Below are 24,122 nucleotides of genomic sequence, written 5' to 3'. Positions count from 1 at the left end.
CGAATTCGCATCACAGCCGGCGGGGGAACGAACGCGCGAGGCGCGCTCGGCGAACGCGCGGGGCGCTCAGTTTCGGTAGAACGGGGAGAAAAACGGCGAGTGGGAAGGCTCTTCCTGCGCGCGGGGCGGCGGCATCGGACGGCCGCCACGCTCTTCGTTGTAGCGCGCGACGTCGGCGCGGATCGAGCCGGCCCGCAACGGAACGTTGCCGCCGCCCGGCGGGCGCGGCATCTGGCGGGACTCGGCGCTGATCGGACGATACGGGCTCTGCGCGGCGTAATGACCGTAAGACGGCGTCGGACGCAGGCCCCAGCGGGAACCATAGCCGCTCACGCCGCCGGCGCGCGCGCCGCCCGGCGGCAGCGCCCGGCGCCATACCTGCGCGTTGCCGGCCGGCTGGCCGTACATGCGCATGTCGCCGCCACCGAAACCGTGACCGAAGCCATGACCGCCGCCGAACGCCTGACCGCCATGCGGCGGTTGCGCGAGCGCGAGCGGCATCAGCAGCGCGCCGAGCACGCCTGCCACCCATCGTCCGACCTTCAGTTTCACCCGTTCCGTCATCATTTAGTGCCTGTTGCCGCTCGCCGCCGGCTGTTTCCGGCCGACGCAAGCCTTTCAGCAGTAATTTATGAGCGGTCCCAAACGGTGTCGAGCCAAAAAGTGTTATGTCGCGGGCATCGGTGTAACACCATGTTACTGCTAGGTTTTTTCACTTCAGGGTGGGATCGCGACAGAACATTCTTCTGCCGCTTCGCGCGTCGCCGGGCCGCCGCGGGCGTGCCGTGTTGCGCAGCCGCATCATGCAATCGATTCATCAATGGATTCGTACAATGAATTTGTTTATTGAATGACCAACCGGGACAATACCGGCTTCGCGCGCGCGACATGTGCGCCCGCGGTTTCCGAATCGAGTTCCCCGATGGCCCGTCCCCGTTTTCTTCCCGACAACTTCACGCTCGCGCTCGTCGGCACCGTCGTGCTCGCGAGCCTGCTGCCGTGCCGCGGCCCGGCCGCCCATGCGTTCAATTGGGCGACCAACGTCGCGGTCGGCCTGCTGTTCTTCCTGCACGGCGCGAAGCTGTCGCGCGAAGCCGTCGTCGCGGGCGCGACCCACTGGCGGCTGCATGCGGTCGTGCTGCTCAGCACGTTCGCGCTGTTCCCGCTGCTCGGCCTCGCGCTGAAGCCCGTGCTGCAGCCGCTTGTCACGCCGACGCTGTATGCCGGCGTGCTGTTCCTGTGCACGCTGCCGTCGACCGTCCAGTCGTCGATCGCGTTCACGTCGATCGCGAAGGGCAACGTGCCGGCCGCCGTGTGCGCGGCATCGGCGTCGAGCCTGCTCGGGATCTTCGTGACGCCGGCGCTCGTCGGGCTGATGATCACGTCGCAGTCGGCCGCGGCCGCGTCGCCGTGGAGCACCATCGGCAGCATCGTGATGCAGCTGCTCGTGCCGTTCATCGCCGGCCAGCTGCTGCGGCCCGTGATCGGCGGCTGGATCGAACGCAACCGCGGCGTGCTGCGCTTCGTCGACCAGGGCTCGATCCTGCTCGTCGTCTACGTCGCGTTCAGCGAGGCCGTGAACCAGGGGCTGTGGCACCAGATTCCGGCGCGCGCGCTCGGCGGCCTGCTGGTCGTCAACGTCGTGCTGCTCGTGATCGCGCTGGGGCTGACCGCGTTCGTCAGCAAGCGGCTCGGCTTCAACCGGGCCGACCAGATCACGATCATCTTCTGCGGGTCGAAGAAGAGCCTCGCGGCCGGCGTGCCGATGGCGAAGGTGATCTTCTCCGCGCAGGCGGTCGGCGCGATCGTGCTGCCGCTGATGCTGTTCCACCAGATCCAGCTGATGGCCTGCGCGGCGCTCGCGCAACGCTGGGGCGCGCGCGACACGAGCGGCGAGCGCGACGGCGACGCGGGTGCGGCCGGTGCCGCACGCGGGCGCGGTGCGCTGAGCGCGGGCAAGCGCTGACGCGGGAGGCTGCGCGGCCGGCATGACTGGCCGCGCTGGGGTGCTCGTCTTGTTCCTTTTGTCCCTGTCTCTCGCCTCTCGCCTCCCGGCTCCCGCCTTCCGCTTCCCGCCTTCCGCCTTCCGCCTTCCGCCTTCCGCCTTCCGCCTTCCGCCTTCCGCCTTCCGCCTTCCGCCTTCCGCCTTCCGCCTTCCGCCTTCCGCCTTCCGCCTTCCGCCTTCCGCCTTCCGCTTCCCGCTTCCCGCTTCCCGCTTCCCGCTTCCCACTTCCCGCCTCCCCGCCGCGCAGCCCGCCGCGACGCATGCACCATCGACGCGCATCGCGTCACGAAATCTTCATTCAATTCTCCGCGCGCACTGCCGTTAAAGTCGGGCGTCCCGTCGTCTCGGCCGCCTTCGTCCATGCCCGCGCCCCATCCCGACTCGCCCGCCGCCCCCACCACACGCCTGATCGCGGAACGCTTGCTCGCGGCCGTGTTCCAGCCGATCGTCGATCTCGGGTCGGGCACGGTCGTCGGTTACGAAGGCCTGATCCGCGGCCCGCGCGGCACCGACCTCGAGCCGCCGGCCGCACTGTTCGCGCAGGCCGCCCGCGACGGCACGACCGTCGCGCTCGAACAGGCGGCCGCGCGCACCTGCCTCGACGCATTCGCGGCGCTCGGCTGCGACGGCAAGCTGTTCCTCAACTTCAGCGCGGGCACGATCCTGCAACTCGCGCGCGAACGCGAGCACGCGCGGCAACTGCTCGTGCGTGCGCGGATCGGCGCCGAGCGCATCGTGATCGAGCTGACCGAGCAGACCGCGCTGCCGGACGTCGCACGCATCGGGCCGGCGGTCGCCTCGCTGCGCGACGCCGGCATCCAGTTCGCGCTCGACGACTACGGCACCGCGAGCGCGAGCATGAACCTGTGGCTGCGCCTGCACCCGGATGTCGTGAAGATCGACCGCTTCTTCATCCACGACATCGCGCGCGATCCGCTCAAGTTCGAGGCGGTCAGGGCGATGCAGCACTTCGCACAGGCAAGCGGCGCGCAACTGATCGCGGAAGGGATCGAGAACGAGTGCGACCTGCTCGTCGTGCGCGACATGGGCATCGGCTGCGTGCAGGGCTTCCTGCTCGGGCGGCCGGACGCGCAACCCTCGCCGGTCGTCGCGCCGGCCGCGCGCGACGCGATCCGCGCCCCGCACATCGCGGTGTTTCCCGGTGCGACCCGCGCCGTGCGGCCGGCCGGCACGATCGCGGCGAAGATGCTGGTCGCCGCGCCGGCGCTGCCGCGCGACGCGACCAGCAACGACGTGCTCGACCTGTTCAACCGGATGCCCGCGCTGCACGCGGTCGCACTCGTCGAACGCGACCGGCCGGTCGCGCTCGTGAACCGGCGCGGCTTCATCGACCGCTTCGCGCTGCCGTACCACCGCGAGGTGTTCGGGAAGAAGCCGTGCCTGCAGTTCGCGAACGACGCGCCGCTGATGATCGACAACGCGACGTCGGTCGAGCAGCTCGCGATGCTGCTCGCGAGCCACGACCAGCGCTACCTCGCGGACGGCTTCGTGATCACCGAACACGGCCGCTACGTCGGGCTCGGCACCGGCGAAAGCCTCGTGCGCGCGGTGACCGAAATGCGCATCGAGGCCGCGCGCTACGCGAATCCGCTGACGTTCCTGCCCGGCAACATCCCGATCAGCGCGCATATCGAGCGCCTGCTGGCGCGCGACGCCGGCTTCCACGCGTGCTACGTCGACCTGAACCAGTTCAAGCCGTTCAACGACCAGTACGGCTACTGGCAAGGCGACGAAGTGCTGAAGTTCGCGGCGACGGTGCTGGCCGGCGTGTGCGATCCGCAACGCGACTTTCTCGGACACGTCGGCGGCGACGATTTCCTCGTGCTGTTCCAGCGCGACGACTGGCGCGCGCGCGCGGCCGACGCGATCGCGCGCTTCAACGACGGCGCGCAGCGCTTCTATACGCAGGCCGACCGGCTGGCGGGCGGGCTGCGCGGCGAGGACCGCTACGGCAACCCCGCGTTCTTCGGCTTCGTGACGATGGCGATCGGTGTGGTCGGCGTGCCGGCCGGCGCGAACGGCGCGATACGCTACGGCAGCGACGAGATCGCATCGGTCGCGGCGCTCGCGAAGCGGCGCGCGAAACAGCAGCCGGGCGGGCTCGCGGTCGTCGATCTGGACGCGGGCCGCGCGGCGCTGCGCGATCGCGGCGAGCCGCCGCACGCGGCGGCAGGCTGAGTGGCGGGCGGTTGCCGGTCGCAGGCAGGTCGCCAACCCGCCCGAGCGACGTTGCCGGTGCCGCGCCGGCCGGGCCGCGCCCCGGCAAGCGCCGGCCGATCGCCCCGCCCGCCCCGTTCACGCCGGGCAGCGGAACGTGCCCGACGCTCCACCTGCCGGCACCGCCACATTCCGCGTGATCACCTTGCCTTTTCCGCGTTTTGTTTAGTATTTTTAGTAACGGCGTTTTCGCAGATTAGCTCGCAAAAACCCGCTATTTCCGGGTATTCCCCGGTTATCCGGCCCGAATTAGGCGCCGCGTTTACTATACAATCGCCGTCACCCTAAACAAACCGGATCCCGAACGATGGGCACCACCATTCGCGACGTAGCGCGGGCGGCAGAGGTCTCGATCGGCACCGTCTCCCGCGCGCTGAAAAACCAGCCGGGCCTGTCCGAAGCCACGCGAGCGCGCATCGTCGAGATCGCGCAGCGGCTCGGCTACGACCCGGCCCAGTTGCGGCCGCGCATCCGCCGGCTCACCTTCCTGCTGCACCGCCAGCACAACCGCTTTCCCGCCAGCCCGTTCTTCTCGCACGTGCTGCACGGCGTCGAGGACGCGTGCCGCGAGCGCGGCATTGTGCCGACGCTGCTCACGGTCGGCCCGAACGACGACGTGCTGCGCCAGATGCGCCCGCACGCGCCCGACGCGATCGCGGTGGCCGGCTTCATCGAGCCCGAGACGATCGAGGCGCTCGCCGCGACCGGCCGGCCGCTCGTGCTGATCGACCTGTGGGCGCCCGGCCTGCGCTCGGTGAACATCGACAACGCGACGGGCGCGGCGCTCGCGATGCGTCACCTGCTCGCGATCGGCCGCTCGCGGATCGCGTTCATCGGCGGCTCGGCCGCGCACTACAGCATCGCGCAGCGCGCGATCGGCTACCGGCGCGCGTTCTTCGAGGCCGGGCGGCTGTTCGATCCCGCGTACGAAGTGACGATCGACGCCGGGCTCGACCCCGACACCGGCGCCGCGCGGGCGATGCAGCAGCTGCTCGACGCGCCGGGCCCGCGCCCGGACGCCGTGTTCGCGTACAACGACGCCGCCGCGCTGGCCGCGCAGCGCGTGTGCCTCGCGCGCGGCGTGCGGATTCCGGAAGACATCGCGATCGTCGGCTTCGACGACATCCCGGCCGCCGCGCACGCGAACCCGCCGCTTACGACGCTCGCCGTCGACAAGGAAGCGCTCGGCCGCCGCGGCGTCGAACTGCTGCTCGCGGAAGCCCCCGAGCGCACCGAGATCTCCCTGCCCGTCGAGCTGATCGTACGGGCCAGCAGCCAGCCCGCCGGCTCACCGGCGCTCGATACCGCCACGGTCACCGAATCATGAACATGCCCCCGGCCCAATCCCGCACGGCCACGCCGGCCAACCACGCGCAAGCGGCACCGTTCGTCGCGAGCTTCCGCGATCCGTCGTTCCTGCTGTCGCACATCGAGGACACGCTGCGGTTCTACGCGACGAACGCGTTCGACCCGACGGGCGGCTTCCACCACTATTTCCGCGACGACGGCAGCGTCTACAACCGCACGTCGCGGCATCTGGTCAGCAGCTGCCGGTTCGTCTTCAACTACGCGATGGCGTACCGGCATTTCGGCGATCCGCGCCATCTCGACTACGCGCGCCACGGGCTGCGCTTCCTGCGCGACGCGCACTGGGACGAGGCGCTGCAAGGCTACGACTGGGAGCTCGACTGGCGCGACGGCACGAAGCACGCGACGCTCGACGGCACGCGCCATTGCTACGGGCTCGCGTTCGTGCTGCTGGCCGCCGCGCACGCGACGATGGCCGGCATCGACGAAGCGCGCGCGCTGATCGCGTCGACCTACGAGCTCGCCGAACACCGCTTCTGGGATGCGGCCGCCGGCCTCTACGCGGACGACGCGACGCCGAACTGGATCGTGTCGTCGTACCGCGGCCAGAACGCGAACATGCACATGACGGAAGCGTTGCTCGCGGCATACGAGGCGACCGGCCACCTCACCTATCTCGACCGCGCGGAAAAGCTCGCGACCCACATCACGCAGCGCCAGGCCGCGCTGTCGGGCGGCCTCGTGTGGGAGCACTACCACGCGGACTGGTCGGTCGACTGGGACTACAACAAGGAAGACAGCTCGAACATCTTCCGTCCGTGGGGCTTCCAGCCCGGGCACCAGACCGAATGGGCGAAGCTGCTGCTGATCCTGGAGCGGCACCGCCCGCTCGACTGGCTCGTGCCGCGCGCGGCCGAGCTGTTCGACGCGGCGCTCACGCACGCGTGGGACGCCGATCACGGCGGCCTCTGCTACGGCTTCGGGCCCGACTTCACGATCTGCGACCACAACAAGTATTTCTGGGTGCAGGCGGAGACCTTCGCGGCGGCCGCGATGCTCGGCGCGCGCACCGGCAGCGAGCGTTTCTGGGATTGGTACGACGAGATCTGGCGCTACAGCTGGGCGCATTTCGTCGATCACCGCTACGGCGCGTGGTACCGGATCCTCACCTGCGACAACCGCAAGTACAGCGACGAGAAAAGCCCGGCCGGCAAGACCGACTATCACACGATGGGCGCGTGCTACGACGTGCTCGCGACCCTCGCGCGCGCGGCGCGCAGCGAGCCGACGCAATGAGCGGCGGCACCTTTCCGGCCTTCGTGTCGGCGGGCGACATCCTGACCGACATGGTGCGCGCAGGCGACGCGCAGTGGACCTCGGTGCCGGGCGGCGCCGGCTGGAACGTCGCGCGCGCGGTCGCGCGGCTCGGCCTGCCGAGCGCGCTCGCGGGCGCGATCGGCGAGGACTGCTTCTCCGACGTGCTGTGGCGCACCAGCGAGGCCGCCGGGCTCGACCTGCGCTTCCTGCAGCGGGTCCCGCGTGCGCCGCTGCTGGCGATCGTCCACGAGACGCGGCCGCCCGCGTACTTCTTCATCGGCGAAGCGAGCGCGGACCTCGCGTTCGACCCGGCGCGGCTGCCGGCCGGCTGGGCCGGCCACGTGAAATGGGCGCACTTCGGCTGCATCAGCCTGGTGCGCGAGCCGCTCGCGGGCACGCTCGTCGCACTCGCGGCCGACCTGCACGCGCGCGGCGTGAAGATCAGCTTCGATCCGAACTACCGCAACCTGATGACGGCCGCGTACCGGCCGACGCTGGAGAAGATGGCCGCGCTCGCCGACCTGATCAAGGTCTCCGACGAGGACCTGCGCCATCTGTTCGGCGGCGACGGCCCCGACGCGGTCGCGGCGGTGCGCGCGCTGAATCCGCGCGCGGCCGTGCTCGTCACGCGCGGCGCGCAGGCGGCGACGCTGTACGCGGACGGCGACGTGCTCGAGGCCAGCCCGCCGCGCGTCGAGGTGGTCGACACCGTCGGCGCCGGCGACGCGTCGATCGGCGGCATGCTGTTCAGCCTGATGGCCGCCCCGCAGCGGTCGTGGCGCGAGCATCTCGCGTTCGCGCTCGCGGCGGGCGCCGCCGCATGCCGGCACACGGGCGCGCACGCGCCGACGCTCGACGAGGTCGTCGCGCTGCTCGAAGGGTGACGGGATGATGACGGCGCGCTGATCGGTCGCCGATATGCGGCGCTGTACATGCTGCGCCGCAGTGCTACGATGAAGTGTCCTATTGCGGGAGAGGCACGATGGACACGAACACGTTCACGAAGGGCATCTACACGGCCAAGGCGCATACGCAGCACGCCGCCAACGGACAGTTCCAGGGCTACGTGATCCTCGCCCGGGACGACGGCGACGAGACGGAGAACGTGCGCTACGACGTCCACACGACGAGTCCGAGCGAGGAAGAGGCGTTCGACGAGGCGAAGGCGCTCGCGCACCGGATCCTCGGCGAAATCGAGCTTTGACGCGCGAATCGTCATGCGCGATCCGTCGCGCGCCGAACCTTCACGCGCGCGCCGCGGCCGGACCGCGACGCGCCGCCGCATCCGGCGCGACTCAGAGCAGCCGCGCCACCACCGACACCAGCATCGTCAGCACCAGCGTCGACATGAACGGGAACGGATAACGCCTCCCGCCGAGCGTCAGCGTGACGTCGCCCGGCATCCGCCCGATGCCGAACTTGCCGAGCCACGGCCAGCAGCGCGTCAGGATCATCACCGCGACGAACGACGCCATCAGCCAGCGCAGCATCCCGTGCTCCCTTCAGAGCGCGTGCGAGCGGTCGCCGCGCGCGAACGCGTCGAGCGTGCCGTCGATGCCGCGCGAGAACGCGATCACCTTGAACAGCTCGCCCATCTCGGCTTCCGAGATCAGCTTCTGCACCGCGTTCGCGGCCGGCAGGAACTGGTGGATGTCGGACGGATCGATCGCGGCGAGCGCGTCGGTGATGCCCGCGTTCAACAGAAAACGCGCCTGCGACGTGTAGCCGAGCAGGTCCGCGCCGGTCGCGACGCCCGCGTCGTAGATGCCGGTGAATTCGACGTGCGCGGTGATGTCCTGCAGGCCCGGGTAAAGGAATGCGTCGTCGTGCGCGTGGTGGCGGTAGTGGCACATCAGCGTGCCGCGGTCGCGCTGCGGGTGGTAGTACTCGTGCGCGGGGAAGCCGTAGTCGACCAGCAGCACCGCGCCGCGCCCGAGCATCGTGCACACGGTGCGCGTGAACGCCAGCGCGGCTTCATGTGTTTCGGTCACGTAGCCGTCGTCGACGTCGAGCGTCGCGAGCACCGGCGGCAGGCCGGCCGCGCCCACGGGCCGGTCGTCGAACACGAACGCGTGCCGCGCGTCGAGCGCGACGCCGCGCTCGCGCCACGCGCCGCCCGCCTTCGCGAACAGGCGCACCGGCATCGCGTCGAGCACCTCGTTGCCGACCACGACGCCGTCGAAGCGCTCGGGCAGCGCGTCGAGCCAGCGTACTGTCCCCGCAAGCGCCGGCGCAGCCGCCGCGATCGTGTCGCGCTGCCGTTCGCGCAGTTCGCCGGACAGGTCGACGATCAGGTATTCGTCGAGCTCGACGCCGAGCGCATCGAGCGCCGCGAGCAGCCCGGCCGCGAGCTTGCCGGTGCCCGCGCCGAATTCCATCACGCGGCGCGTGCCGCTCGCCGCGAGCGCGTCGGCGACGGGATTCGCGAGCGTCTGCGCGAACAGCGGCGACAGCTCGGGGGCCGTGACGAAGTCGCTACCGTCGTCGGCGCGGCGCCCGAACTTGCGCGCGCCGCCGCTGTAATAGCCGAGGCCGGGCGCGTACAGCGCGCGCTCCATGAAGCGGTCGAACGGCAGCCAGCCGCCGGCCGCCGCGATCTCGTCGCGCAGTTGCGCGGCGAGGGTTTCGGACTGCGCGAGCGCGTCAGGGCCGGGAGCAGGTAAACTAGCGGGTTCGTGAGCTTTCGGGTTCATCCCGGCATTGTAAATGACCGTTTCAGCCGATACGTCGCCCCCGCGCATCGCGCTCGTCGCGGGCGCGCTGGGCAGCGCGGCCGACGCCGCCTCGCTCGGCCGTGCGCTCGCGACCGGATTCGCGCGGCGCGGCTGGGACGTCGCGCTGCAGCGCAGCCCCGGCGCGCCGCGCGCGGCTGGCGACGCGCTGGTCGCCGAAGTCGCCGCACTGGGCCGCCGCGCGGCCGTGCTCGACGCCGATCTGGCCCTGGAAGCCGATGCGGCCGCGCTCGTCGCCGCATGCGGCGCGGCGCTCGGCCGGCCCGCCTGTGCGGTGTTCGTGAGCGCTTGCGCCGGCACCGACGACGCGCATACCGTGGACGGCGCGTCGCTCGCCGGCGCGCTCGCGCGCAACGTGACGGCGCCGCTCGCGCTGGCCCGCGCGCTCGCCGACGCGACGCCCGATGCCGCGCGCGACGACGAATCGCTGCGCGCCTGCGCGATCCACGTGCTGGATCAGGCCCTGTTTCACCCGGCGCCGGCGCAGCTGTCGCACGCGCTGATGCAGGCCGCGCTGAACCGCGCGACCTCGGCGCTCGCGCTGGCGCTCGCGCCGAAGGTGCGCGTCGCGGCGCTCGTGCGCGGCCACGCGCCGCACGCGAACGACATCGCGGCGGCGGCCTGCTATCTCGCGAGCGCGCCCGGCGTCACGGGCGCGACGCTGACCGTCGACGGCGGCGAGCACCTGGTGCCGCCCGCCGCCGGCCCGAATGACTGAACTGCGCGGAGCGCGCGGCCTGAACGCCGCCGCCCGCGCCGCTTTGCGTGCGTGCACGCCAATTTGACTGGGACGACCATGTTTTCCGCTCTCCTGCACCCCCGCCTCGCGGACTGCCGCAGGCTCTACCTGCGCGACTACGAGGTGCATATCAACATCGGGGCCTTCGAACACGAGAAGCGCGGCGAGCAGCGCGTCGTCATCAACATCGACCTGTTCGTGCCGCTCGCGCTGTCCACCCCCGTCGACGACCGGCTGCATGAAGTCGTCGACTACGACCTGATGAAGCAGAGCGTCGCGCAGTGCCTGGCGCGCGGCCACATCCACCTGCAGGAAACGCTGTGCGACGCGATCGCCGCGAACCTGCTGGCGCACGACAGCGTGCGCGCGGTACGCGTCTGTACCGAGAAACCGGACGCCTATCCGGACTGCGACGCCGTCGGCGTCGAAGTCTTTCGCATCAAGGACGAGGAGCGCGCATGAACGCCCCCCACATGAATGACACGGCGGCCGATGGCGCCGCCATCGAAGCCACCGCCGCCGACACCGGCCGCCGCGCGCTGACGCGCCGCGAGCAGAAGGAAGCGTACGAGAACAACAAGCTGTTCAAGCGGATCGTGCGCCAGGTCGGCCAGGCGATCGGCGACTACAACATGATCGAGCAGGGCGACAAGGTGATGGTGTGCCTGTCGGGCGGCAAGGACAGCTACGCGATGCTCGACGTGCTGCTGCGCCTGCGCGAACGCGCGCCGATCGACTTCGACATCGTCGCGGTCAACCTCGACCAGAAGCAGCCGGGCTTCCCCGAGCACGTGCTGCCCGAGTACCTGACGCAGGTCGGCGTGCCGTTCCACATCGAGAACCAGGACACCTACAGCATCGTCAAGCGGCTCGTGCCCGAAGGCAAGACGACCTGCTCGCTGTGCTCGCGGCTGCGCCGCGGGATCCTGTACCGCGTGGCGGGCGAGCTCGGCGCGACCAAGATCGCGCTCGGCCACCACCGTGACGACATCCTGCAAACCTTGCTGCTCAACATGTTCTACGGCGGCAAGCTGAAGGGGATGCCGCCGAAGCTGCAGTCGGACGACGGCCGGAACGTCGTGATCCGCCCGCTCGCGTACGTGAAGGAAACCGATCTCGAGAAATACGCGGAGCTGCGCGAATTCCCGATCATCCCGTGCAACCTGTGCGGCAGCCAGCCGAACCTGAAGCGCGCGGAAATGAAGGCGCTGATCCGCGAATGGGACAAGCGCTTCCCGGGCCGCGTCGACAACATGTTCAGCGCGCTCGCGAACGTCGTGCCGTCGCACCTGATGGATACGACCCAGTTCCCGTTCGCATCGCTGCGCGCGACCGGAGAAGCCGATCCGCAGGGCGACATCGCGTTCGACGAGGAGCCGTGCGCGTCCGGAGAAGACACCGCCGTGCCGGGTGCCGCGAAACCGATCTCGATCGTCCAGTTCGACGACCTGTAAGCAGGGTCCGAACATACGCCGGCGCGGGGGCGCAAGCCCCCGTTCCGGCACTGTCGCCCCGTCGCGACAGGCCCGGAACGCCAGGGGCCGCATGCTAAAATGGACGGCTTCGAACTCCTCTGACAAGCTGGCGCCATGAATATCGTGATTTTGGCGGCAGGCACCGGCAAGCGCATGCGTTCCGCGCTGCCGAAAGTGCTCCATCCCCTGGCCGGCAGGCCGCTCCTCTCCCACGTCATCGCCACCGCGCGCACGCTGCAGCCGTCGCGGCTCGTCGTCGTCGTCGGTCATGGCGCCGAGCAGGTCCAGGCCGCCGTCGCCGCGCCCGACGTCCAGTTCGCGGTACAGGCCGAGCAGCTCGGCACCGGCCACGCGGTGCGCCAGGCGCTGCCGCTGCTCGATCCCGCGCAACCGACGCTGGTGCTGTACGGCGACGTGCCGCTCACCCGCGCGTCGACGCTGCGGCGTCTGGTCGACGCCGCGCGCGAGGGCCGCTACGGGATTCTGACGGTCACGCTCGACGATCCGACCGGCTACGGCCGCATCGTGCGCGACGCGTCCGGCTTCGTCACGCGCATCGTCGAGCAGAAGGATGCGTCGCCCGAGCAACTGAAGATCGCCGAGATCAACACCGGCATCATCGTCACGCCGACGGCCCAGCTGTCGATGTGGCTCGGCGCGCTGAAGAACGAGAACGCGCAGGGCGAGTACTACCTAACCGACGTCGTCGAACTCGCGATCGAGGCCGGCTTCGAGATCGTCACGGCGCAGCCCGACGAGGACTGGGAAACGCTCGGCGTGAACAGCAAGGCGCAGCTCGCGGAACTCGAGCGCATCCATCAGCGCAACGTCGCCGATGCGCTGCTCGTCGACGGCGTCACGCTCGCCGATCCGGCGCGCCTCGACGTGCGCGGCACGCTCCGGTGCGGCCGCGACGTGTCGATCGACGTGAACTGCGTGTTCGAAGGCAACGTGACGCTCGCCGACAACGTGACGATCGGCGCGAACTGCGTGATCCGCAACGCGTCGATCGGCACGGGCACGCGCATCGACGCGTTCACGCACATCGACGGCGCCGAACTCGGCGCGCACACCGTGATCGGCCCGTACGCGCGGCTGCGCCCGGGCGCGCAGCTCGCGGACGAAGCGCACGTCGGCAACTTCGTCGAGGTGAAGAACGCGGTGATCGGCCACGGTTCGAAGGCGAACCACCTGACCTACATCGGCGACGCCGACATCGGCGCGCGCGTGAACATCGGCGCCGGCACGATCACCTGCAACTACGACGGCGCGAACAAGTTCCGCACCGTGATCGAGGACGACGTGTTCGTCGGCTCGGACACGCAGCTCGTCGCGCCGGTGCGGGTCGGCCGCGGCGTGACGATCGCGGCCGGCACGACGATCTGGAAGGACGTCGCCGAGGGCGTCCTCGCATTGAACGAGAAGACGCAGACCGCGAAAAGCGGCTACGTCCGACCGGTCAAGAAGAAAAATTAACATCATGCGGGCGCCGCGCGGCGCCCGTATCCACATTGAGAGGGTAGATTTTCATGTGCGGCATTGTCGGCGCAGTTGCGCAGCGTAATATCGTTCCGGTGCTGATCGAAGGATTGCGGCGCCTCGAATACCGTGGCTACGACTCGTGCGGCGTCGCCGTGCTCGAGCCGGACGCGCCGAAGCGCGCACGCAGCGTCGCGCGCGTCGCCGATCTCGACGCGCAGGTGCAGGAATCGCACCTCGCAGGCACGACCGGCGTCGCGCACACGCGCTGGGCGACGCACGGCGCGCCCGTCACGCACAACGCACACCCGATCTTCTCGTCGAACGCGCTCGCGCTGGTGCACAACGGCATCATCGAGAACTTCGAGACGCTGCGCGACGCGCTGCGCGCGAAGGGCTACGAATTCGTGTCGCAGACCGACACCGAAGTGATCGCGCACCTCGTGCACAGCCTGTATCGCGGCGACCTGTTCGAGGCCGTGCGCGAAGCCGTGCAGCAGCTGCATGGCGCGTATGCGATCGCGGTGACCCACAAGGACCAGCCGCACATCGTCGTCGGCGCGCGCCAGGGTTCGCCGCTCGTCGTCGGCCACGGCGACGGCGAGAACTTTCTCGCCTCCGACGCACTGGCGCTGGCCGGCAGCACCGACCATTTCACGTTCCTCGAGGAAGGCGACGTGTGCGAGCTGTCGCTAGACGGCGTGAAGATCGTCGACCGCCACGGCGCGCTCGCGCAGCGCGAGATCCGCGTGGTCAGCGCATACGGCGGCGCGGTCGAGCTGGGCCCGTATCGCCACTTCATGCAGAAGGAAATCTTCGAGCAGCCGCGCGCGATCAGCGACACGGTGCCGCAAACCGAAGCGTTCGACGCAACGCTGTTCGGCGACGCGGCCCCCGCCGCGTTCGCGGACATCGACAGCCTGCTGATCCTCGCGTGCGGCACGAGCTACTACTCGGGCCTCACCGCGAAGTACTGGCTCGAATCGATCGCGAAGATTCCGACCCAGGTCGAGATCGCGAGCGAATACCGCTACCGCGAGTCGGTGCCGAACCCGCGCCAGCTGGTGCTGGTGATCTCGCAGTCGGGCGAGACGGCCGACACGCTCGCCGCGCTCAAGCACGCGCAGTCGCTCGGCCACACGCACACGCTCGCCGTGTGCAACGTCGCGACGAGCGCGATGGTGCGCCTCACCGAGATGCAGTTCCTGACGCACGCGGGCACCGAGATCGGCGTCGCGTCGACCAAGGCGTTCACGACCCAGCTCGTCGCGCTGTTCGTGCTGGCCGCGACGCTCGGCAAGCTGCGCGGGCACGTCGACGCCGCGCAGGAAGCGCAATTCCTGAAGGAGCTGCGCCACCTGCCGGCCGCGCTGAACAGCGTGCTCGCGCTCGAGCCGCAGATCATCGCGTGGTCGGAGGAATTCGCGCGCAAGGAAAACGCGCTGTTCCTCGGCCGCGGGCTGCACTACCCGATCGCGCTCGAAGGCGCGCTGAAGCTGAAGGAAATCTCGTACATCCACGCGGAGGCCTATCCGGCCGGCGAACTGAAGCACGGCCCGCTCGCGCTCGTCACGGAAGCGATGCCGGTCGTCACGGTCGCGCCGAACGACACGCTGCTCGAGAAGCTGAAGTCGAACATGCAGGAAGTGCGCGCGCGCGGCGGCGAGCTGTACGTGTTCGCGGATGCCGACACGCAGATCGTCAATGACGACGGCCTGCACGTGATCCGGATGCCGGAACACTACGGCCAGCTGTCGCCGATCCTGCACGTCGTGCCGCTGCAGCTGCTCGCGTATCACACCGCGTGCGCGCGCGGCACCGACGTCGACAAGCCGCGCAACCTCGCGAAGTCGGTGACGGTGGAGTAACGCCGGCCCGTCCGGGCTGCGTATCGGCGGGAAGCAGGCCATTCGGCCAGGTCGAAATATGTACCACGTAGTGGTATATAATCCTGTGCTAACTCGACTGGCTCGACATGTCTGCTTCCGTACGACGCGTATTCAAGACGAAGTGGTTTCACAAGGCAGCAGGAAAAGCGGGAATCGCCGATGGCGAACTGTGCCGCGCGGTGCGCGAGCTGGCGCGGGGCCAGGGCGTCGATCTCGGCGGCAACGTCTGGAAAAAGCGCCTGGACGAAAATCGGCAGCGCGGCATCGTGCTGGGCAAGCTCGGGCATACGTGGGTGTTCGTGTTCCTGTTCGCGAAGCGCGACCGTGACGACATCGATGCTCGCGAACTGCGCGCCTTCAAAAAGCTCGCTGCGGACGTCGGTCGGCGCACCGACGTCGACATCGCGACACTGGTCGCACTGAACGAGTGGGTGGAGATTTGCAATGGCTAAGAGCCGATTCAAGAGCGACGCGACGGAGGCGGTCCACAGCGCCGCGTCGGGCCTCTATCGCGCACGGCTGATCGACAAGAAGACGATGCGCGAATACGACGCACTATGCATCGAAGCGGCGCCGAAGTTCGATCCGGAAGAAATTGCCCGCATCCGCAAGTCGGTCAACGTCAGCCAGAGCGTGTTCGCGCTCTACCTGAACACGACGACGTCGACGATCCGCCAATGGGAACAGGGCGACAAGCGGCCGAGCGGCATCGCCGCGCGCATGCTGCAGATCGTCGAGAAGCACGGGCTCGAGGTATTTTCCTGAACCGCGTTCCCCGAACGCCGATGAGCGGCCGCCGCCCCGGGCACCGCAACACGACGCAAGCCGCAAGCAAGATGACGGAGAGACCATGGTAAGACTGTTTGGATGCGGATTGCTGGCGCTGAGCTTCGCGTCGACGGGCTGGGCGACCGAGCACTACGTCGAAGTCTGGAACCCGCCCGAGGCGCGCGTGCCGGCGGCACGTACGCCGACCCCGCGCGCGGCCGCCGACGCGCATGCCGGCAACAAGACCGCGGAAAAGCACGCGAGCGTGCAGCCGAAGGTCGCCGTCAAGCCGCACAAGCGCCGCGTCGCACAAGCCGTGAAAACCGCGCCGCATCGACCGACCGCCGCGACGGTCGATGCGCCCGCCGCGCCGCGCCCCGTCGCGCAGCCCGCGCCGGGCCGGCTCACCGTGATGCAGCCGACCGTGCCCGACACGCCGCACGCACTCGGCTACTCCGATATCCCGCGGCAATACACGCCGGACGGCAACGTGCTGCGCGTCGGCGCGAGCCGCCGTTCCGCGGAGGTGACGCGATAATGGAAGCGCAGACCTATCACGGCTACCAGATCTGGGGCCATTCGATCCTGCAGCAGGACGAAATCCTGCAGCCCGAGCGCTTCGCGGCGAGCGGCACGATCACGCAGAACAACCGGCTCGTCGAAGCGTCGGGCGTGCTCGGCGTGTTCGATACCGAGGACGAAGCGCGCGAAGCGGGGCTCGAATGGGCCCGCGCGTGGATCGACAGCCATCGCTGAAGGGCCCGCGCGGCGGCGCGCGAACCGTCAACGCAAGTAACAAGGGGCGTCCACGACGCCCCTTTTTGCATTCGGCCCAGCCCGCTCAGGCGACGGGCCGCGGCGGCGGCACGACCGTCCGGGGCCGGCCGACGAGCCGCGCAAGCACGACGATCGCAACCAGCGTGGCCACGTACGCGGCGATCTGGATCCCCGCCGGACGCGCGGTATAGCCGATCAACGTATGCAGCGCCTTGCCGACGATGCTCGTTTCCTTGAGCAGCCACGAGGTATCCCAGACCGCGTCGCCCCACGACGGCACGAGGCCCGCGGCAAGCAGGAAGCCGACGCACTGGCTCGCCATCCCCGCCGCGAGCAGCACGATCAGCGCATTGGTGACGGAAAACAGACGCTTGAGCGGAATCTGCAGCAGGCCCGCATACATCGCATAGCCGAGCCCGGCGCCGCCCAGCACGCCGAGCAGCCCGCCGACGATCATCTGCGGCGTCTGTCCCGGATCGCCCGCTGCTATGCCGTACAGGAACAGCACGGCCTCGGAGCCTTCGCGCAATACCGCGACGCCGACCACGATCGCGAGCCCCGTGAGCGGCCGGCTGCCGGCCGCGACGGCCCGCCCGACCTCGCCCATGTGCAGCGCCATCTCGCGGCCGTGGCGGCTCATCCAGATGCAATGCCACGCGAGCATCAGCGTCGCGACGAACATCACGCCCGCGTTGAAGACTTCCTGCCCCATGCCGGATGCCCACTGCGAGATCACGTCGGCGAACGCGGCGATCAGGCCGGCGCCGATCACGCCGCCGACGAGCCCGCCGCCGACCCACCAGCCGCGCCGCGGCACGCCCTTCGTGGCGGCCATCACGATCGAGACCACCAGCGCGGCCTCGAGCACTTCACGAAAGACGATCAGGGCAGTAGACAGCATGGCGATATCCGCTTACTTGACGGTCAGGTGCGTCTTCGACTGCGCTTCGTGATACTCGTCGTGGAACTCGTAGGTGCCGGCCTTCAGCGGCCCGACGAGGATCTCGACCGACTTGCCGGCCGGCACGACCTTCTCTGCCTTGAAATCGTCGCTTTCGAATTCCGCAGGCGTCGCGTCGAGATTCTTCACGACGAACTTCACCTTCTTGCCGGCCGGAATCGTCACGCCGTCGGGCGAGAACTTGTGGTCCTTCAGGGTCAGGTTGACGACGTCGTCGGCAGCGAAGGCGGACGATGACGATGCGCCCAGCAGGGCCAGTGCGAAACCGAAAGCGAAGCGATTCATATGGGTAACGAAATGAAATATCGAGGGGGAACCGATAGTAAGATCGATTCGCATTTCCCTCTCGAAGTACCCTTACTGACGGCATGGGCATCGGGCGTCGTCGACGCGACACGCACCTTGTCGTGCAAGGCTCCGCCAGATTTCGCCGACAATGCGCGACCGTCAATCGGGAAAAATTCCGACTGACGTACATCGGCGCATCACGATTCGTCTGACTTCAGCTTTACAAACAGCTTCCACGATGCCGAACGCGACGAATCGCTTGACCTTCCCACCATGGCAAGCTTCATGCTGGCGACGTTTGTGAATCGCCACCCAACCCAGGAGAACACGATGGAATTCGAAGTCCAGGACATGACCTGCGGCGGCTGCGCCAACGCCATCACGCGTGCCGTGACGGCAGTCGACCCCGCTGCGAAGCTCGACATCGACGTGGCCGCGAAGACGGTCAAGGTCGAATCGGCGCAAGGCGCCGAACGCGTGCAGTCGATCATCGAAGCCGCGGGCTTTCACCCGGCGCTGCGCACGGCTTGACGCGCGCATGCGCAGCACGGGCGCGGCGCCCGTCGGCACCGCGCCCGCACACCGGCCGCGTCAGCGCAGCCGGATCAGCGTCGACTTCAGTTCGGTGTACTTCTCGAGCGCATGCAGCGACTTGTCGCGGCCGTTGCCCGACTGCTTGTAGCCGCCGAACGGGAAGTTCATGTCGCCGCCTTCGTCGTAGCAGTTCACCCACACGGTGCCCGCCCGCAGCCGGCGCGACACGTCGTGCGCGGTCGTCAGGTCCGACGTCCACACCGCCGCCGCCAGCCCGTACTCGGTATCGTTCGCGATCCGCACCGCCTCGTCGACATCGTCGAACACGATCACCGACAGCACGGGACCGAAGATCTCCTCGCGCGCGATCTTCGCATCGGGCTTCACCTCGAACACCGTCGGCTCGACGTAGAAGCCGCCCGTCTCCGCCTTCACGCGCGCACCGCCCGTGACGAGCGTGCCTTCCTTGCGCCCGGCGTCGATGTAGCCGAGCACGCGCTCGAGCTGGATGCCGTCGACGATCGCGCCCATCGATACCGACGGATCGAGCGGGTTGCCCGGCACGTACGCACGCGCGGCCGCGACCAGCTTCTCGATGAACGCGTCCTTGATGTCGCGATGCACGAGCAGGCGCGAGCCGGCCGTGCACATCTCGCCCATGTTGTAGAAGATCGCGCCGGCCGCGGCCTGCGCGGCGCGGTCGAGATCCGGGCAATCGGGCAGCACGATGTTCGGCGACTTGCCGCCGAGTTCGAGCCATGCGCGCTTCAGGTTCGACTGCGCGGCGTACTGCATGATCAGCTTGCCGACTGCCGTGGAGCCGGTGAACGCGATGCAGTCGACGTCGCGATGCAGCGCGAGCAGCTTGCCCGGTTCGCCCGCGCCCGGCACGACGTTGAACACGCCGGCCGGGATGCCGGCCTCGTACGCGAGCTGCGCGACGCGGATCGCGGTCAGCGGCGATTTCTCCGACGGTTTCAGCACGACGCTGTTGCCGGCCGCGAGCGCCGGGCCGAACTTCCATGCAGCCATCAGGATCGGGAAGTTCCACGGCACGACGGCCGCGACCACGCCGACCGGCTCGCGCGTGACGAGACCGACGAGATGATGGTCGGCCGGCGCGACTTCGCCGCCGACCTTGTCGATCGCTTCGGCGAACCACTCGACGCAATACGCGGCGCCCGGCACGTCGACCGTCGTCGTGTCGCCGATCGGCTTGCCGGCGTCGAGCGTCTCGAGCAGCGAAAGCTCGTCGAGATGCTCGCGCATCAGTGCGGCCCAGCGCAGCAGCACGGCCTTGCGCGCGCGCGGGTTCAGTCCGGCCCACACGCCGGCGTCGAACGCGCGGCGGGCGGCCGCGACGGCGGCGTTCACGTCGGCCTCGCCGCAATCGGCCACCTTCGCGAGCACGCGGCCGTCGATCGGGCTCACGCAGTCGAACGTCTTGCCGCCGTGCGCGTCGCGCGACGCGCCGTCGATGAATGCGCGCCCCTCGATCTCGAGCGACGCCGCCTTGTCCTGCCAGTCAGCCAAAGTCAACTTGTTCATTCAGGATGCCTCAACGGTTGTGGCATTCGCGCTGCGGCGCGCCGTGCAACGGCAACGCTGCCGGCGGTGGCGAATGCGGTGATGCGCGGTCAGAAGGTGGCCGGCGAATTGGCCGACACGACCTCGCAGAGCTGTTCCGCGCTGGGATTGCGAAAACGGTGCGGCAAACGGCTTTCGAAGTAGTAGCCGTCTCCGGGGTCGAGCAGCCAGGTCGCGCCGTCGACGGTGAGCTCGAGCCGGCCCGACACGACCACGCCACCCTCGTGCCCCGCGTGCACGAGCATCTCGGGCCCCGTATCGGCGAGCGGCTGGTAGACCTCGCGCATGATGCACATGTTGCGGTCCTTCACGCCCGCGCCGACGAGGTGAAACGCGAGCGCGTCGTTGCCGAGGTTCGGCATCTCGTCACGTCGCGACACGACCGAGCGCGATTCGACCAACTCGAACGTGAAGAACTCCGCGAGACTCATCGGGATGCATTCGAGCAGTTTCTTCAGCGAGCCGACCGACGGGCTCACGCGCCCCTGTTCGATCAGCGAGATCGTGCCGTTGGTCACGCCGGCCCGCTTCGCGAGTTCGCGCTGCGACAGGCCATGCTTGTTGCGCACGAAACGCAGGCGCTCGGCGACTTCGGTGGACATCGATTCGGTTTCGGACACGATAGAAGTGCGGTGAAAAAGTGAAACGACGCGTTGGACAGCATTGAGCAGCCGTTGAATATTCTAATCACTTTATGCCGCACATCAGCGGGGAAAACCCTGAAAGGCGTTCGAAATAATGAACACCTCGCGCGTCATTCCATTTACGAATATTTTGTTCGCAGTGCCTCGGGAAAGCCCTGACACGAGACCGTCAAAAAACATTTGACGCCGTTTTTGGCTCGTATATGCTGGCTCTCAGGTCAGCGTCATTGGCCATTCATCGGCACCGAAAAACGTTATTGCGACGTAAAAATTGATGCCCATCAATGTAAATGACGCCGGCCGGGCACCTTGATTATTTTAAACGCCTCGCGCGCCGAAACGATCAGGTGTTCAATACTTTCAACAAACCAGTCGAGTGTAATCGTGAGAGTCCGTGGCCCTCTGGTGAGGTGGGATCGAGGCGATGTGCGAAGTTTGCGCAGCGCTGCTCCCGCTTCCGATGGCAGTTGCGGCTGGCATAGTCCTCGCCTGCTGCATCTGTCGATCTACACCATCCTGTCCCGTCGTTCCGTTCGCCGTCACAACGCCGTTTCCGCACGCGCGTTCGTGGCCGTCGATACCGACGAAGTCGCGTCGCTGCTGCCATAGCGCCTCTCCTCCTTTTCTCGTCGTTCGTTTCAACTGCCTGTTCGTCAGCCGCGTCGTCTGCGCGGTGACGGAACGCGTTCGCGCATTCATTGCCGCGTCGCACGGCACAACGAAACGAACGATGGCCTGACCGTCGCGCGCAGCGCGGATCGCCATGCGAACCCGTTGCGCCCATTCACCAGCGGCCTTGCGCGTTTCGCGAGGCTGCGGGGTCGTGTCGCGCCTGCATTTTGCGGTTTTCCCGCGTCGTGCACGCCTCGGCCCTACGGACAACTGATTGACGTCATGGAAAGGAAACCCCTCGTCGGCATCACCGCCGACTTCACGCAGATCGGCGCACATGCGTCGCACACGGTCGGCGACAAGTACGTCGCTGCGATCGTCGACGGCGCACACGCGCTCGCGATGGTGCTGCCCGCGCTCGGCGATCGCCAGTCGGTCGACGACGTGCTCGCCACGGTCGACGGCCTGTTGTTTACCGGCAGCTATTCGAACGTCGAGCCGCACCTGTATGGCGGCGAACCGAGCGCGCCCGGCACGAAGCACGATCCCGCACGCGACGCGACGACGCTGCCGCTGCTGCGCGCGGCGATCGTCGCGGGCGTGCCCGTGCTGGCCGTGTGCCGCGGCTTCCAGGAGCTGAACGTCGTTTGCGGCGGCACGCTGCATCAGCGCGTGCACGACGTGCCGGGCCTCGCCGATCACCGCGAGGACGACGACGCGCCGATGGACACGCAATACGGCCCCGCGCACGCCGTGCGCCTGACGCCCGGCGGCGTGCTGCACACGCTCGCCGGCGGCCGCGACGACGTGCACGTGAACTCGCTGCACAAGCAGGGCATCGCGCAGCTCGGTTCCGGCCTCGCCGTCGAAGCCGTCGCGCCGGACGGCCTGGTCGAGGCCGTCAGCGTCGTCGATGCCCCGGCCTTCGCCCTCGCCGTGCAGTGGCACCCGGAATGGCGGCATGCGCATGACCCGCTGTCGAGCGCGATCTTTCGCGCCTTCGGCGACGCCTGCCGCGCGCGCCGCGACGCCCGCACACGTGCCACGGCCGCCGCCGCGCTCGCCTGAGCGCGCCGACCCACATAACGAGAACAGACATGCAAGACATCGAAGACTTTCTGAAGCAGCACCGGATCACCGAGATCGAAGCGATCATTCCCGACATGGCCGGCATCGCGCGCGGCAAGATCACGCCGCGCAACAAGTTCACGTCCGGCGAATCGATGCGGCTGCCGCAGGCCGTGATGGTGCAGACCGTCACCGGCGACTATCCGGAAGACGGCTCGCTGACCGGCGTGACCGATCCCGACATGGTGTGCGTGCCCGACACGTCGACCATTCGCCTGATCCCGTGGGCCGTCGATCCGACCGCGCAGGTGATCCACGACTGCGTGCACTTCGACGGCTCGCCGGTCGAGATCTCGCCGCGCTACGTGCTGCGCCGCGTGCTCGATCTCTACAAGGCGAAGGGCTGGAAGCCGGTCGTCGCACCGGAGCTCGAGTTCTACCTGGTCGACATGAACAAGGACCCGGACCTGCCGCTGCGTCCGCCGGTCGGCCGCACGGGCCGCCCCGAGACGGGCCGCCAGTCGTATTCGATCGAGGCGGTCAACGAGTTCGACCCGCTGTTCGAGGACATCTACGAGTACTGCGAAGCGCAGAACCTCGACATCGACACGCTGATCCACGAAGTCGGCGCCGCGCAGATGGAGATCAACTTCATGCACGGCGACGCGCTGTCGCTGGCCGACCAGGTGTTCCTGTTCAAGCGCACGGTGCGCGAGGCCGCGTTGCGCCACAACATGTACTCGACCTTCATGGCCAAGCCGATGGAAAACGAGCCGGGCTCGGCGATGCACGTGCACCAGAGCATCGTCGACGAGGAAACGGGCCGCAACCTGTTCACGTCGCCGGAAACGGGCGGCGCGACCTCGCTGTTCTACAACTACCTCGCGGGGCTGCAGAAGTACACGCCCGCCCTGATGCCGATCTTCGCGCCGTACATCAACTCGTATCGCCGGCTGTCGCGCTTCATGGCCGCGCCGATCAACGTGCAGTGGGGCTACGACAACCGCACGGTCGGCTTCCGCATCCCGCACTCGGGCCCGGCCGCGCGCCGCATCGAGAACCGGATTCCGGGCGTCGACTGCAACCCGTACCTCGCGCTCGCGGCGACGCTCGCGGCCGGCTATCTCGGCATGACGCAGCGTCTCGAGCCGACCGAACCACTCGTCAGCGACGGCTACGAGCTGCCGTACCAGCTGCCGCGCAACCTCGAGGAAGGGCTCACGCTGATGGCCGCGTGCGAGCCGCTCGGCGAGATTCTCGGCCACAAGTTCCTGAAGGCGTATTTCGCGCTGAAGGAAACCGAATACGAAGCGTTCTTCCGCGTGATCAGTTCGTGGGAACGCCGCCATCTGCTGCTGCACGTCTGAGCGTGCACACGACCGAATACGGAATCACGGAGGAAACATGACGTACCGCAACGAATCTGCCTGGATCCAGCCGGCCGCGCCGGCCACCGCACCGCGCACGACGCAGGCACGCTCGACCGCCGAATACCGCGCGCTCGACGCCGCGCACCACATCCATCCCTTCTCGGACATGGGTGCGCTCAATCGCGCGGGCAGCCGCGTGATCGTGAAGGCCGACGGCGTCTATCTGTGGGACTCGGACGGCAACAAGGTCATCGACGGGATGGCCGGCCTCTGGTGCGTGAACGTCGGCTACGGCCGCAAGGAACTTGCCGATGCCGCATATCGCCAACTG

27 protein-coding genes are annotated in these 24,122 nt (G+C 68.4%); 20 read left to right on the top strand and 7 right to left on the bottom strand.

The window, feature by feature from the left end:
- Positions 1-66 precede the first annotated feature (66 nt).
- Positions 67-564, bottom strand: coding sequence for a hypothetical protein (locus U4012_RS18325; protein WP_044846200.1), 498 nt, complete (start codon positions 562-564; stop codon positions 67-69).
- Positions 565-922: 358 nt separating this feature from the next.
- On the opposite strand from U4012_RS18325, the gene U4012_RS18320 reads away from it, so the two are divergent.
- The 6 genes from U4012_RS18320 (at position 923) to U4012_RS18295 (ending at position 8,072) form a co-directional block, all read left to right on the top strand.
- On the top strand, positions 923-1,966 hold the full coding sequence (locus U4012_RS18320) for a bile acid:sodium symporter family protein (protein WP_321800566.1): 1,044 nt from the start codon (positions 923-925) through the stop codon (positions 1,964-1,966).
- Positions 1,967-2,365: 399 nt separating this feature from the next.
- Positions 2,366-4,204, top strand: a complete 1,839-nt coding sequence (locus U4012_RS18315; protein WP_321800564.1) for a phosphodiesterase — start codon at positions 2,366-2,368, stop codon at positions 4,202-4,204.
- Positions 4,205-4,550: 346 nt separating this feature from the next.
- Positions 4,551-5,570 (top strand): LacI family DNA-binding transcriptional regulator, encoded by a 1,020-nt coding sequence (locus U4012_RS18310; RefSeq protein WP_044846144.1) that lies wholly within the window; start codon positions 4,551-4,553, stop codon positions 5,568-5,570.
- Positions 5,567-6,847 (top strand): AGE family epimerase/isomerase, encoded by a 1,281-nt coding sequence (locus tag U4012_RS18305; protein WP_321800561.1) that lies wholly within the window; start codon positions 5,567-5,569, stop codon positions 6,845-6,847. The genes U4012_RS18310 and U4012_RS18305 overlap by 4 nt, the downstream gene beginning before the upstream one ends.
- The gene (locus U4012_RS18300) at positions 6,844-7,752 is read left to right on the top strand and encodes a carbohydrate kinase (protein WP_321800559.1); all 909 of its coding nucleotides are present in this window, start codon (positions 6,844-6,846) and stop codon (positions 7,750-7,752) included. Before U4012_RS18305 ends, U4012_RS18300 begins: the two co-directional genes overlap by 4 nt.
- A gap of 98 nt (positions 7,753-7,850) precedes the next feature.
- Complete coding sequence (locus tag U4012_RS18295) at positions 7,851-8,072, top strand: hypothetical protein (protein WP_044849082.1); 222 nt, start codon at positions 7,851-7,853, stop codon at positions 8,070-8,072.
- A 91-nt stretch (positions 8,073-8,163) separates the two neighbouring features.
- On the opposite strand, the gene U4012_RS18290 is transcribed toward U4012_RS18295, so the two are convergent.
- Positions 8,164-8,358 (bottom strand): DUF2905 domain-containing protein, encoded by a 195-nt coding sequence (locus tag U4012_RS18290; RefSeq protein ID WP_044849083.1) that lies wholly within the window; start codon positions 8,356-8,358, stop codon positions 8,164-8,166.
- Positions 8,359-8,370: 12 nt separating this feature from the next.
- Entirely contained in the window at positions 8,371-9,561 is a 1,191-nt protein-coding gene (locus U4012_RS18285; protein ID WP_321800556.1) for a class I SAM-dependent methyltransferase, read from the bottom strand.
- A 13-nt stretch (positions 9,562-9,574) separates the two neighbouring features.
- Between U4012_RS18285 and U4012_RS18280 the strand changes: the two genes are divergently transcribed.
- The 9 genes from U4012_RS18280 (at position 9,575) to U4012_RS18240 (ending at position 16,706) form a co-directional block, all read left to right on the top strand.
- Positions 9,575-10,318, top strand: coding sequence for an SDR family oxidoreductase (locus tag U4012_RS18280; protein ID WP_321800555.1), 744 nt, complete (start codon positions 9,575-9,577; stop codon positions 10,316-10,318).
- A gap of 78 nt (positions 10,319-10,396) precedes the next feature.
- A complete protein-coding gene (locus tag U4012_RS18275) occupies positions 10,397-10,801 on the top strand; it encodes a dihydroneopterin aldolase (protein ID WP_124486622.1) in 405 nt (134 codons plus the stop codon).
- A complete protein-coding gene (gene ttcA, locus U4012_RS18270; protein ID WP_321800552.1) occupies positions 10,798-11,793 on the top strand; it encodes a tRNA 2-thiocytidine(32) synthetase TtcA in 996 nt (331 codons plus the stop codon). Before U4012_RS18275 ends, ttcA begins: the two co-directional genes overlap by 4 nt.
- 135 nt (positions 11,794-11,928) lie before the next feature.
- Entirely contained in the window at positions 11,929-13,290 is a 1,362-nt protein-coding gene (gene glmU, locus U4012_RS18265; protein WP_321800550.1) for a bifunctional UDP-N-acetylglucosamine diphosphorylase/glucosamine-1-phosphate N-acetyltransferase GlmU, read from the top strand.
- Positions 13,291-13,343: 53 nt separating this feature from the next.
- On the top strand, positions 13,344-15,161 hold the full coding sequence (glmS, locus tag U4012_RS18260; RefSeq protein ID WP_321800548.1) for a glutamine--fructose-6-phosphate transaminase (isomerizing): 1,818 nt from the start codon (positions 13,344-13,346) through the stop codon (positions 15,159-15,161).
- Positions 15,162-15,268: 107 nt separating this feature from the next.
- Positions 15,269-15,634, top strand: a complete 366-nt coding sequence (locus U4012_RS18255) for a type II toxin-antitoxin system RelE/ParE family toxin (protein WP_321800546.1) — start codon at positions 15,269-15,271, stop codon at positions 15,632-15,634.
- Positions 15,627-15,947: a DNA-binding transcriptional regulator gene (locus tag U4012_RS18250; protein WP_321800544.1), complete on the top strand. Its 321-nt coding sequence runs from the start codon at positions 15,627-15,629 to the stop codon at positions 15,945-15,947. Before U4012_RS18255 ends, U4012_RS18250 begins: the two co-directional genes overlap by 8 nt.
- 85 nt (positions 15,948-16,032) lie before the next feature.
- Complete coding sequence (locus tag U4012_RS18245; protein WP_044849092.1) at positions 16,033-16,488, top strand: hypothetical protein; 456 nt, start codon at positions 16,033-16,035, stop codon at positions 16,486-16,488.
- Entirely contained in the window at positions 16,488-16,706 is a 219-nt protein-coding gene (locus U4012_RS18240) for a hypothetical protein (protein WP_040142345.1), read from the top strand. The genes U4012_RS18245 and U4012_RS18240 overlap by 1 nt, the downstream gene beginning before the upstream one ends.
- 85 nt (positions 16,707-16,791) lie before the next feature.
- Here U4012_RS18240 and U4012_RS18235 read toward each other — a convergent pair whose 3' ends face one another.
- Positions 16,792-17,628 carry an FTR1 family iron permease gene (locus U4012_RS18235; RefSeq protein ID WP_321800539.1) on the bottom strand — a complete coding sequence of 279 codons (837 nt, stop codon included), beginning with the start codon at positions 17,626-17,628 and terminating at the stop codon, positions 16,792-16,794.
- A gap of 12 nt (positions 17,629-17,640) precedes the next feature.
- Positions 17,641-17,973: a cupredoxin domain-containing protein gene (locus U4012_RS18230; RefSeq protein WP_321800537.1), complete on the bottom strand. Its 333-nt coding sequence runs from the start codon at positions 17,971-17,973 to the stop codon at positions 17,641-17,643.
- Positions 17,974-18,306: 333 nt separating this feature from the next.
- On the opposite strand from U4012_RS18230, the gene U4012_RS18225 reads away from it, so the two are divergent.
- Positions 18,307-18,507: a heavy-metal-associated domain-containing protein gene (locus tag U4012_RS18225; protein WP_321800770.1), complete on the top strand. Its 201-nt coding sequence runs from the start codon at positions 18,307-18,309 to the stop codon at positions 18,505-18,507.
- A 60-nt stretch (positions 18,508-18,567) separates the two neighbouring features.
- Here U4012_RS18225 and U4012_RS18220 read toward each other — a convergent pair whose 3' ends face one another.
- Positions 18,568-20,058 (bottom strand): aldehyde dehydrogenase, encoded by a 1,491-nt coding sequence (locus tag U4012_RS18220; protein ID WP_044849095.1) that lies wholly within the window; start codon positions 20,056-20,058, stop codon positions 18,568-18,570.
- Between the two features lie 89 nt (positions 20,059-20,147).
- Positions 20,148-20,699 (bottom strand): cupin domain-containing protein, encoded by a 552-nt coding sequence (locus U4012_RS18215; protein ID WP_044849101.1) that lies wholly within the window; start codon positions 20,697-20,699, stop codon positions 20,148-20,150.
- Between the two features lie 468 nt (positions 20,700-21,167).
- Here U4012_RS18215 and U4012_RS18210 point away from each other — a divergent pair, with 468 nt between their 5' ends.
- The 4 genes from U4012_RS18210 to U4012_RS18195 form a co-directional block, all read left to right on the top strand.
- On the top strand, positions 21,168-21,350 hold the full coding sequence (locus tag U4012_RS18210) for a hypothetical protein (RefSeq protein WP_006402789.1): 183 nt from the start codon (positions 21,168-21,170) through the stop codon (positions 21,348-21,350).
- Positions 21,351-21,635: 285 nt separating this feature from the next.
- Positions 21,636-22,421 carry a gamma-glutamyl-gamma-aminobutyrate hydrolase family protein gene (locus U4012_RS18205; protein WP_321800535.1) on the top strand — a complete coding sequence of 262 codons (786 nt, stop codon included), beginning with the start codon at positions 21,636-21,638 and terminating at the stop codon, positions 22,419-22,421.
- A 29-nt stretch (positions 22,422-22,450) separates the two neighbouring features.
- A complete protein-coding gene (locus tag U4012_RS18200; protein ID WP_044849097.1) occupies positions 22,451-23,788 on the top strand; it encodes a glutamine synthetase family protein in 1,338 nt (445 codons plus the stop codon).
- Positions 23,789-23,825: 37 nt separating this feature from the next.
- On the top strand, positions 23,826-24,122 hold a 297-nt coding region (locus tag U4012_RS18195), incomplete at its 3' end, for an aminotransferase class III-fold pyridoxal phosphate-dependent enzyme (RefSeq protein WP_321800533.1).

Origin of the sequence: Burkholderia sp. BCC1988 (assembly GCF_905339895.1) — a bacterium.
Lineage (GTDB): Bacteria > Pseudomonadota > Gammaproteobacteria > Burkholderiales > Burkholderiaceae > Burkholderia.
The sequence above is the reverse complement of the archived record's forward strand: the minus strand, read 5'-3'. Positions and strand labels throughout refer to the sequence as shown.

Coding starts and splice junctions, on each gene's coding strand:
- U4012_RS18325 (WP_044846200.1), bottom strand. CDS start 564: ATGACGGAACGGGTGAAACTGAAGGTCGGACGATGGGTGGCAGGCGTG.
- U4012_RS18235 (WP_321800539.1), bottom strand. CDS start 17,628: ATGCTGTCTACTGCCCTGATCGTCTTTCGTGAAGTGCTCGAGGCCGCG.
- U4012_RS18295 (WP_044849082.1), top strand. CDS start 7,851: ATGGACACGAACACGTTCACGAAGGGCATCTACACGGCCAAGGCGCAT.
- U4012_RS18320 (WP_321800566.1), top strand. CDS start 923: ATGGCCCGTCCCCGTTTTCTTCCCGACAACTTCACGCTCGCGCTCGTC.
- U4012_RS18315 (WP_321800564.1), top strand. CDS start 2,366: ATGCCCGCGCCCCATCCCGACTCGCCCGCCGCCCCCACCACACGCCTG.
- U4012_RS18240 (WP_040142345.1), top strand. CDS start 16,488: ATGGAAGCGCAGACCTATCACGGCTACCAGATCTGGGGCCATTCGATC.
- U4012_RS18200 (WP_044849097.1), top strand. CDS start 22,451: ATGCAAGACATCGAAGACTTTCTGAAGCAGCACCGGATCACCGAGATC.
- ttcA (WP_321800552.1), top strand. CDS start 10,798: ATGAACGCCCCCCACATGAATGACACGGCGGCCGATGGCGCCGCCATC.
- glmS (WP_321800548.1), top strand. CDS start 13,344: ATGTGCGGCATTGTCGGCGCAGTTGCGCAGCGTAATATCGTTCCGGTG.
- U4012_RS18230 (WP_321800537.1), bottom strand. CDS start 17,973: ATGAATCGCTTCGCTTTCGGTTTCGCACTGGCCCTGCTGGGCGCATCG.
- U4012_RS18255 (WP_321800546.1), top strand. CDS start 15,269: ATGTCTGCTTCCGTACGACGCGTATTCAAGACGAAGTGGTTTCACAAG.
- U4012_RS18245 (WP_044849092.1), top strand. CDS start 16,033: ATGGTAAGACTGTTTGGATGCGGATTGCTGGCGCTGAGCTTCGCGTCG.
- glmU (WP_321800550.1), top strand. CDS start 11,929: ATGAATATCGTGATTTTGGCGGCAGGCACCGGCAAGCGCATGCGTTCC.
- U4012_RS18215 (WP_044849101.1), bottom strand. CDS start 20,699: ATGTCCACCGAAGTCGCCGAGCGCCTGCGTTTCGTGCGCAACAAGCAT.
- U4012_RS18280 (WP_321800555.1), top strand. CDS start 9,575: ATGACCGTTTCAGCCGATACGTCGCCCCCGCGCATCGCGCTCGTCGCG.
- U4012_RS18225 (WP_321800770.1), top strand. CDS start 18,307: ATGGAATTCGAAGTCCAGGACATGACCTGCGGCGGCTGCGCCAACGCC.
- U4012_RS18310 (WP_044846144.1), top strand. CDS start 4,551: ATGGGCACCACCATTCGCGACGTAGCGCGGGCGGCAGAGGTCTCGATC.
- U4012_RS18250 (WP_321800544.1), top strand. CDS start 15,627: ATGGCTAAGAGCCGATTCAAGAGCGACGCGACGGAGGCGGTCCACAGC.
- U4012_RS18205 (WP_321800535.1), top strand. CDS start 21,636: ATGGAAAGGAAACCCCTCGTCGGCATCACCGCCGACTTCACGCAGATC.
- U4012_RS18220 (WP_044849095.1), bottom strand. CDS start 20,058: ATGAACAAGTTGACTTTGGCTGACTGGCAGGACAAGGCGGCGTCGCTC.
- U4012_RS18285 (WP_321800556.1), bottom strand. CDS start 9,561: ATGAACCCGAAAGCTCACGAACCCGCTAGTTTACCTGCTCCCGGCCCT.
- U4012_RS18290 (WP_044849083.1), bottom strand. CDS start 8,358: ATGCTGCGCTGGCTGATGGCGTCGTTCGTCGCGGTGATGATCCTGACG.
- U4012_RS18305 (WP_321800561.1), top strand. CDS start 5,567: ATGAACATGCCCCCGGCCCAATCCCGCACGGCCACGCCGGCCAACCAC.
- U4012_RS18275 (WP_124486622.1), top strand. CDS start 10,397: ATGTTTTCCGCTCTCCTGCACCCCCGCCTCGCGGACTGCCGCAGGCTC.
- U4012_RS18300 (WP_321800559.1), top strand. CDS start 6,844: ATGAGCGGCGGCACCTTTCCGGCCTTCGTGTCGGCGGGCGACATCCTG.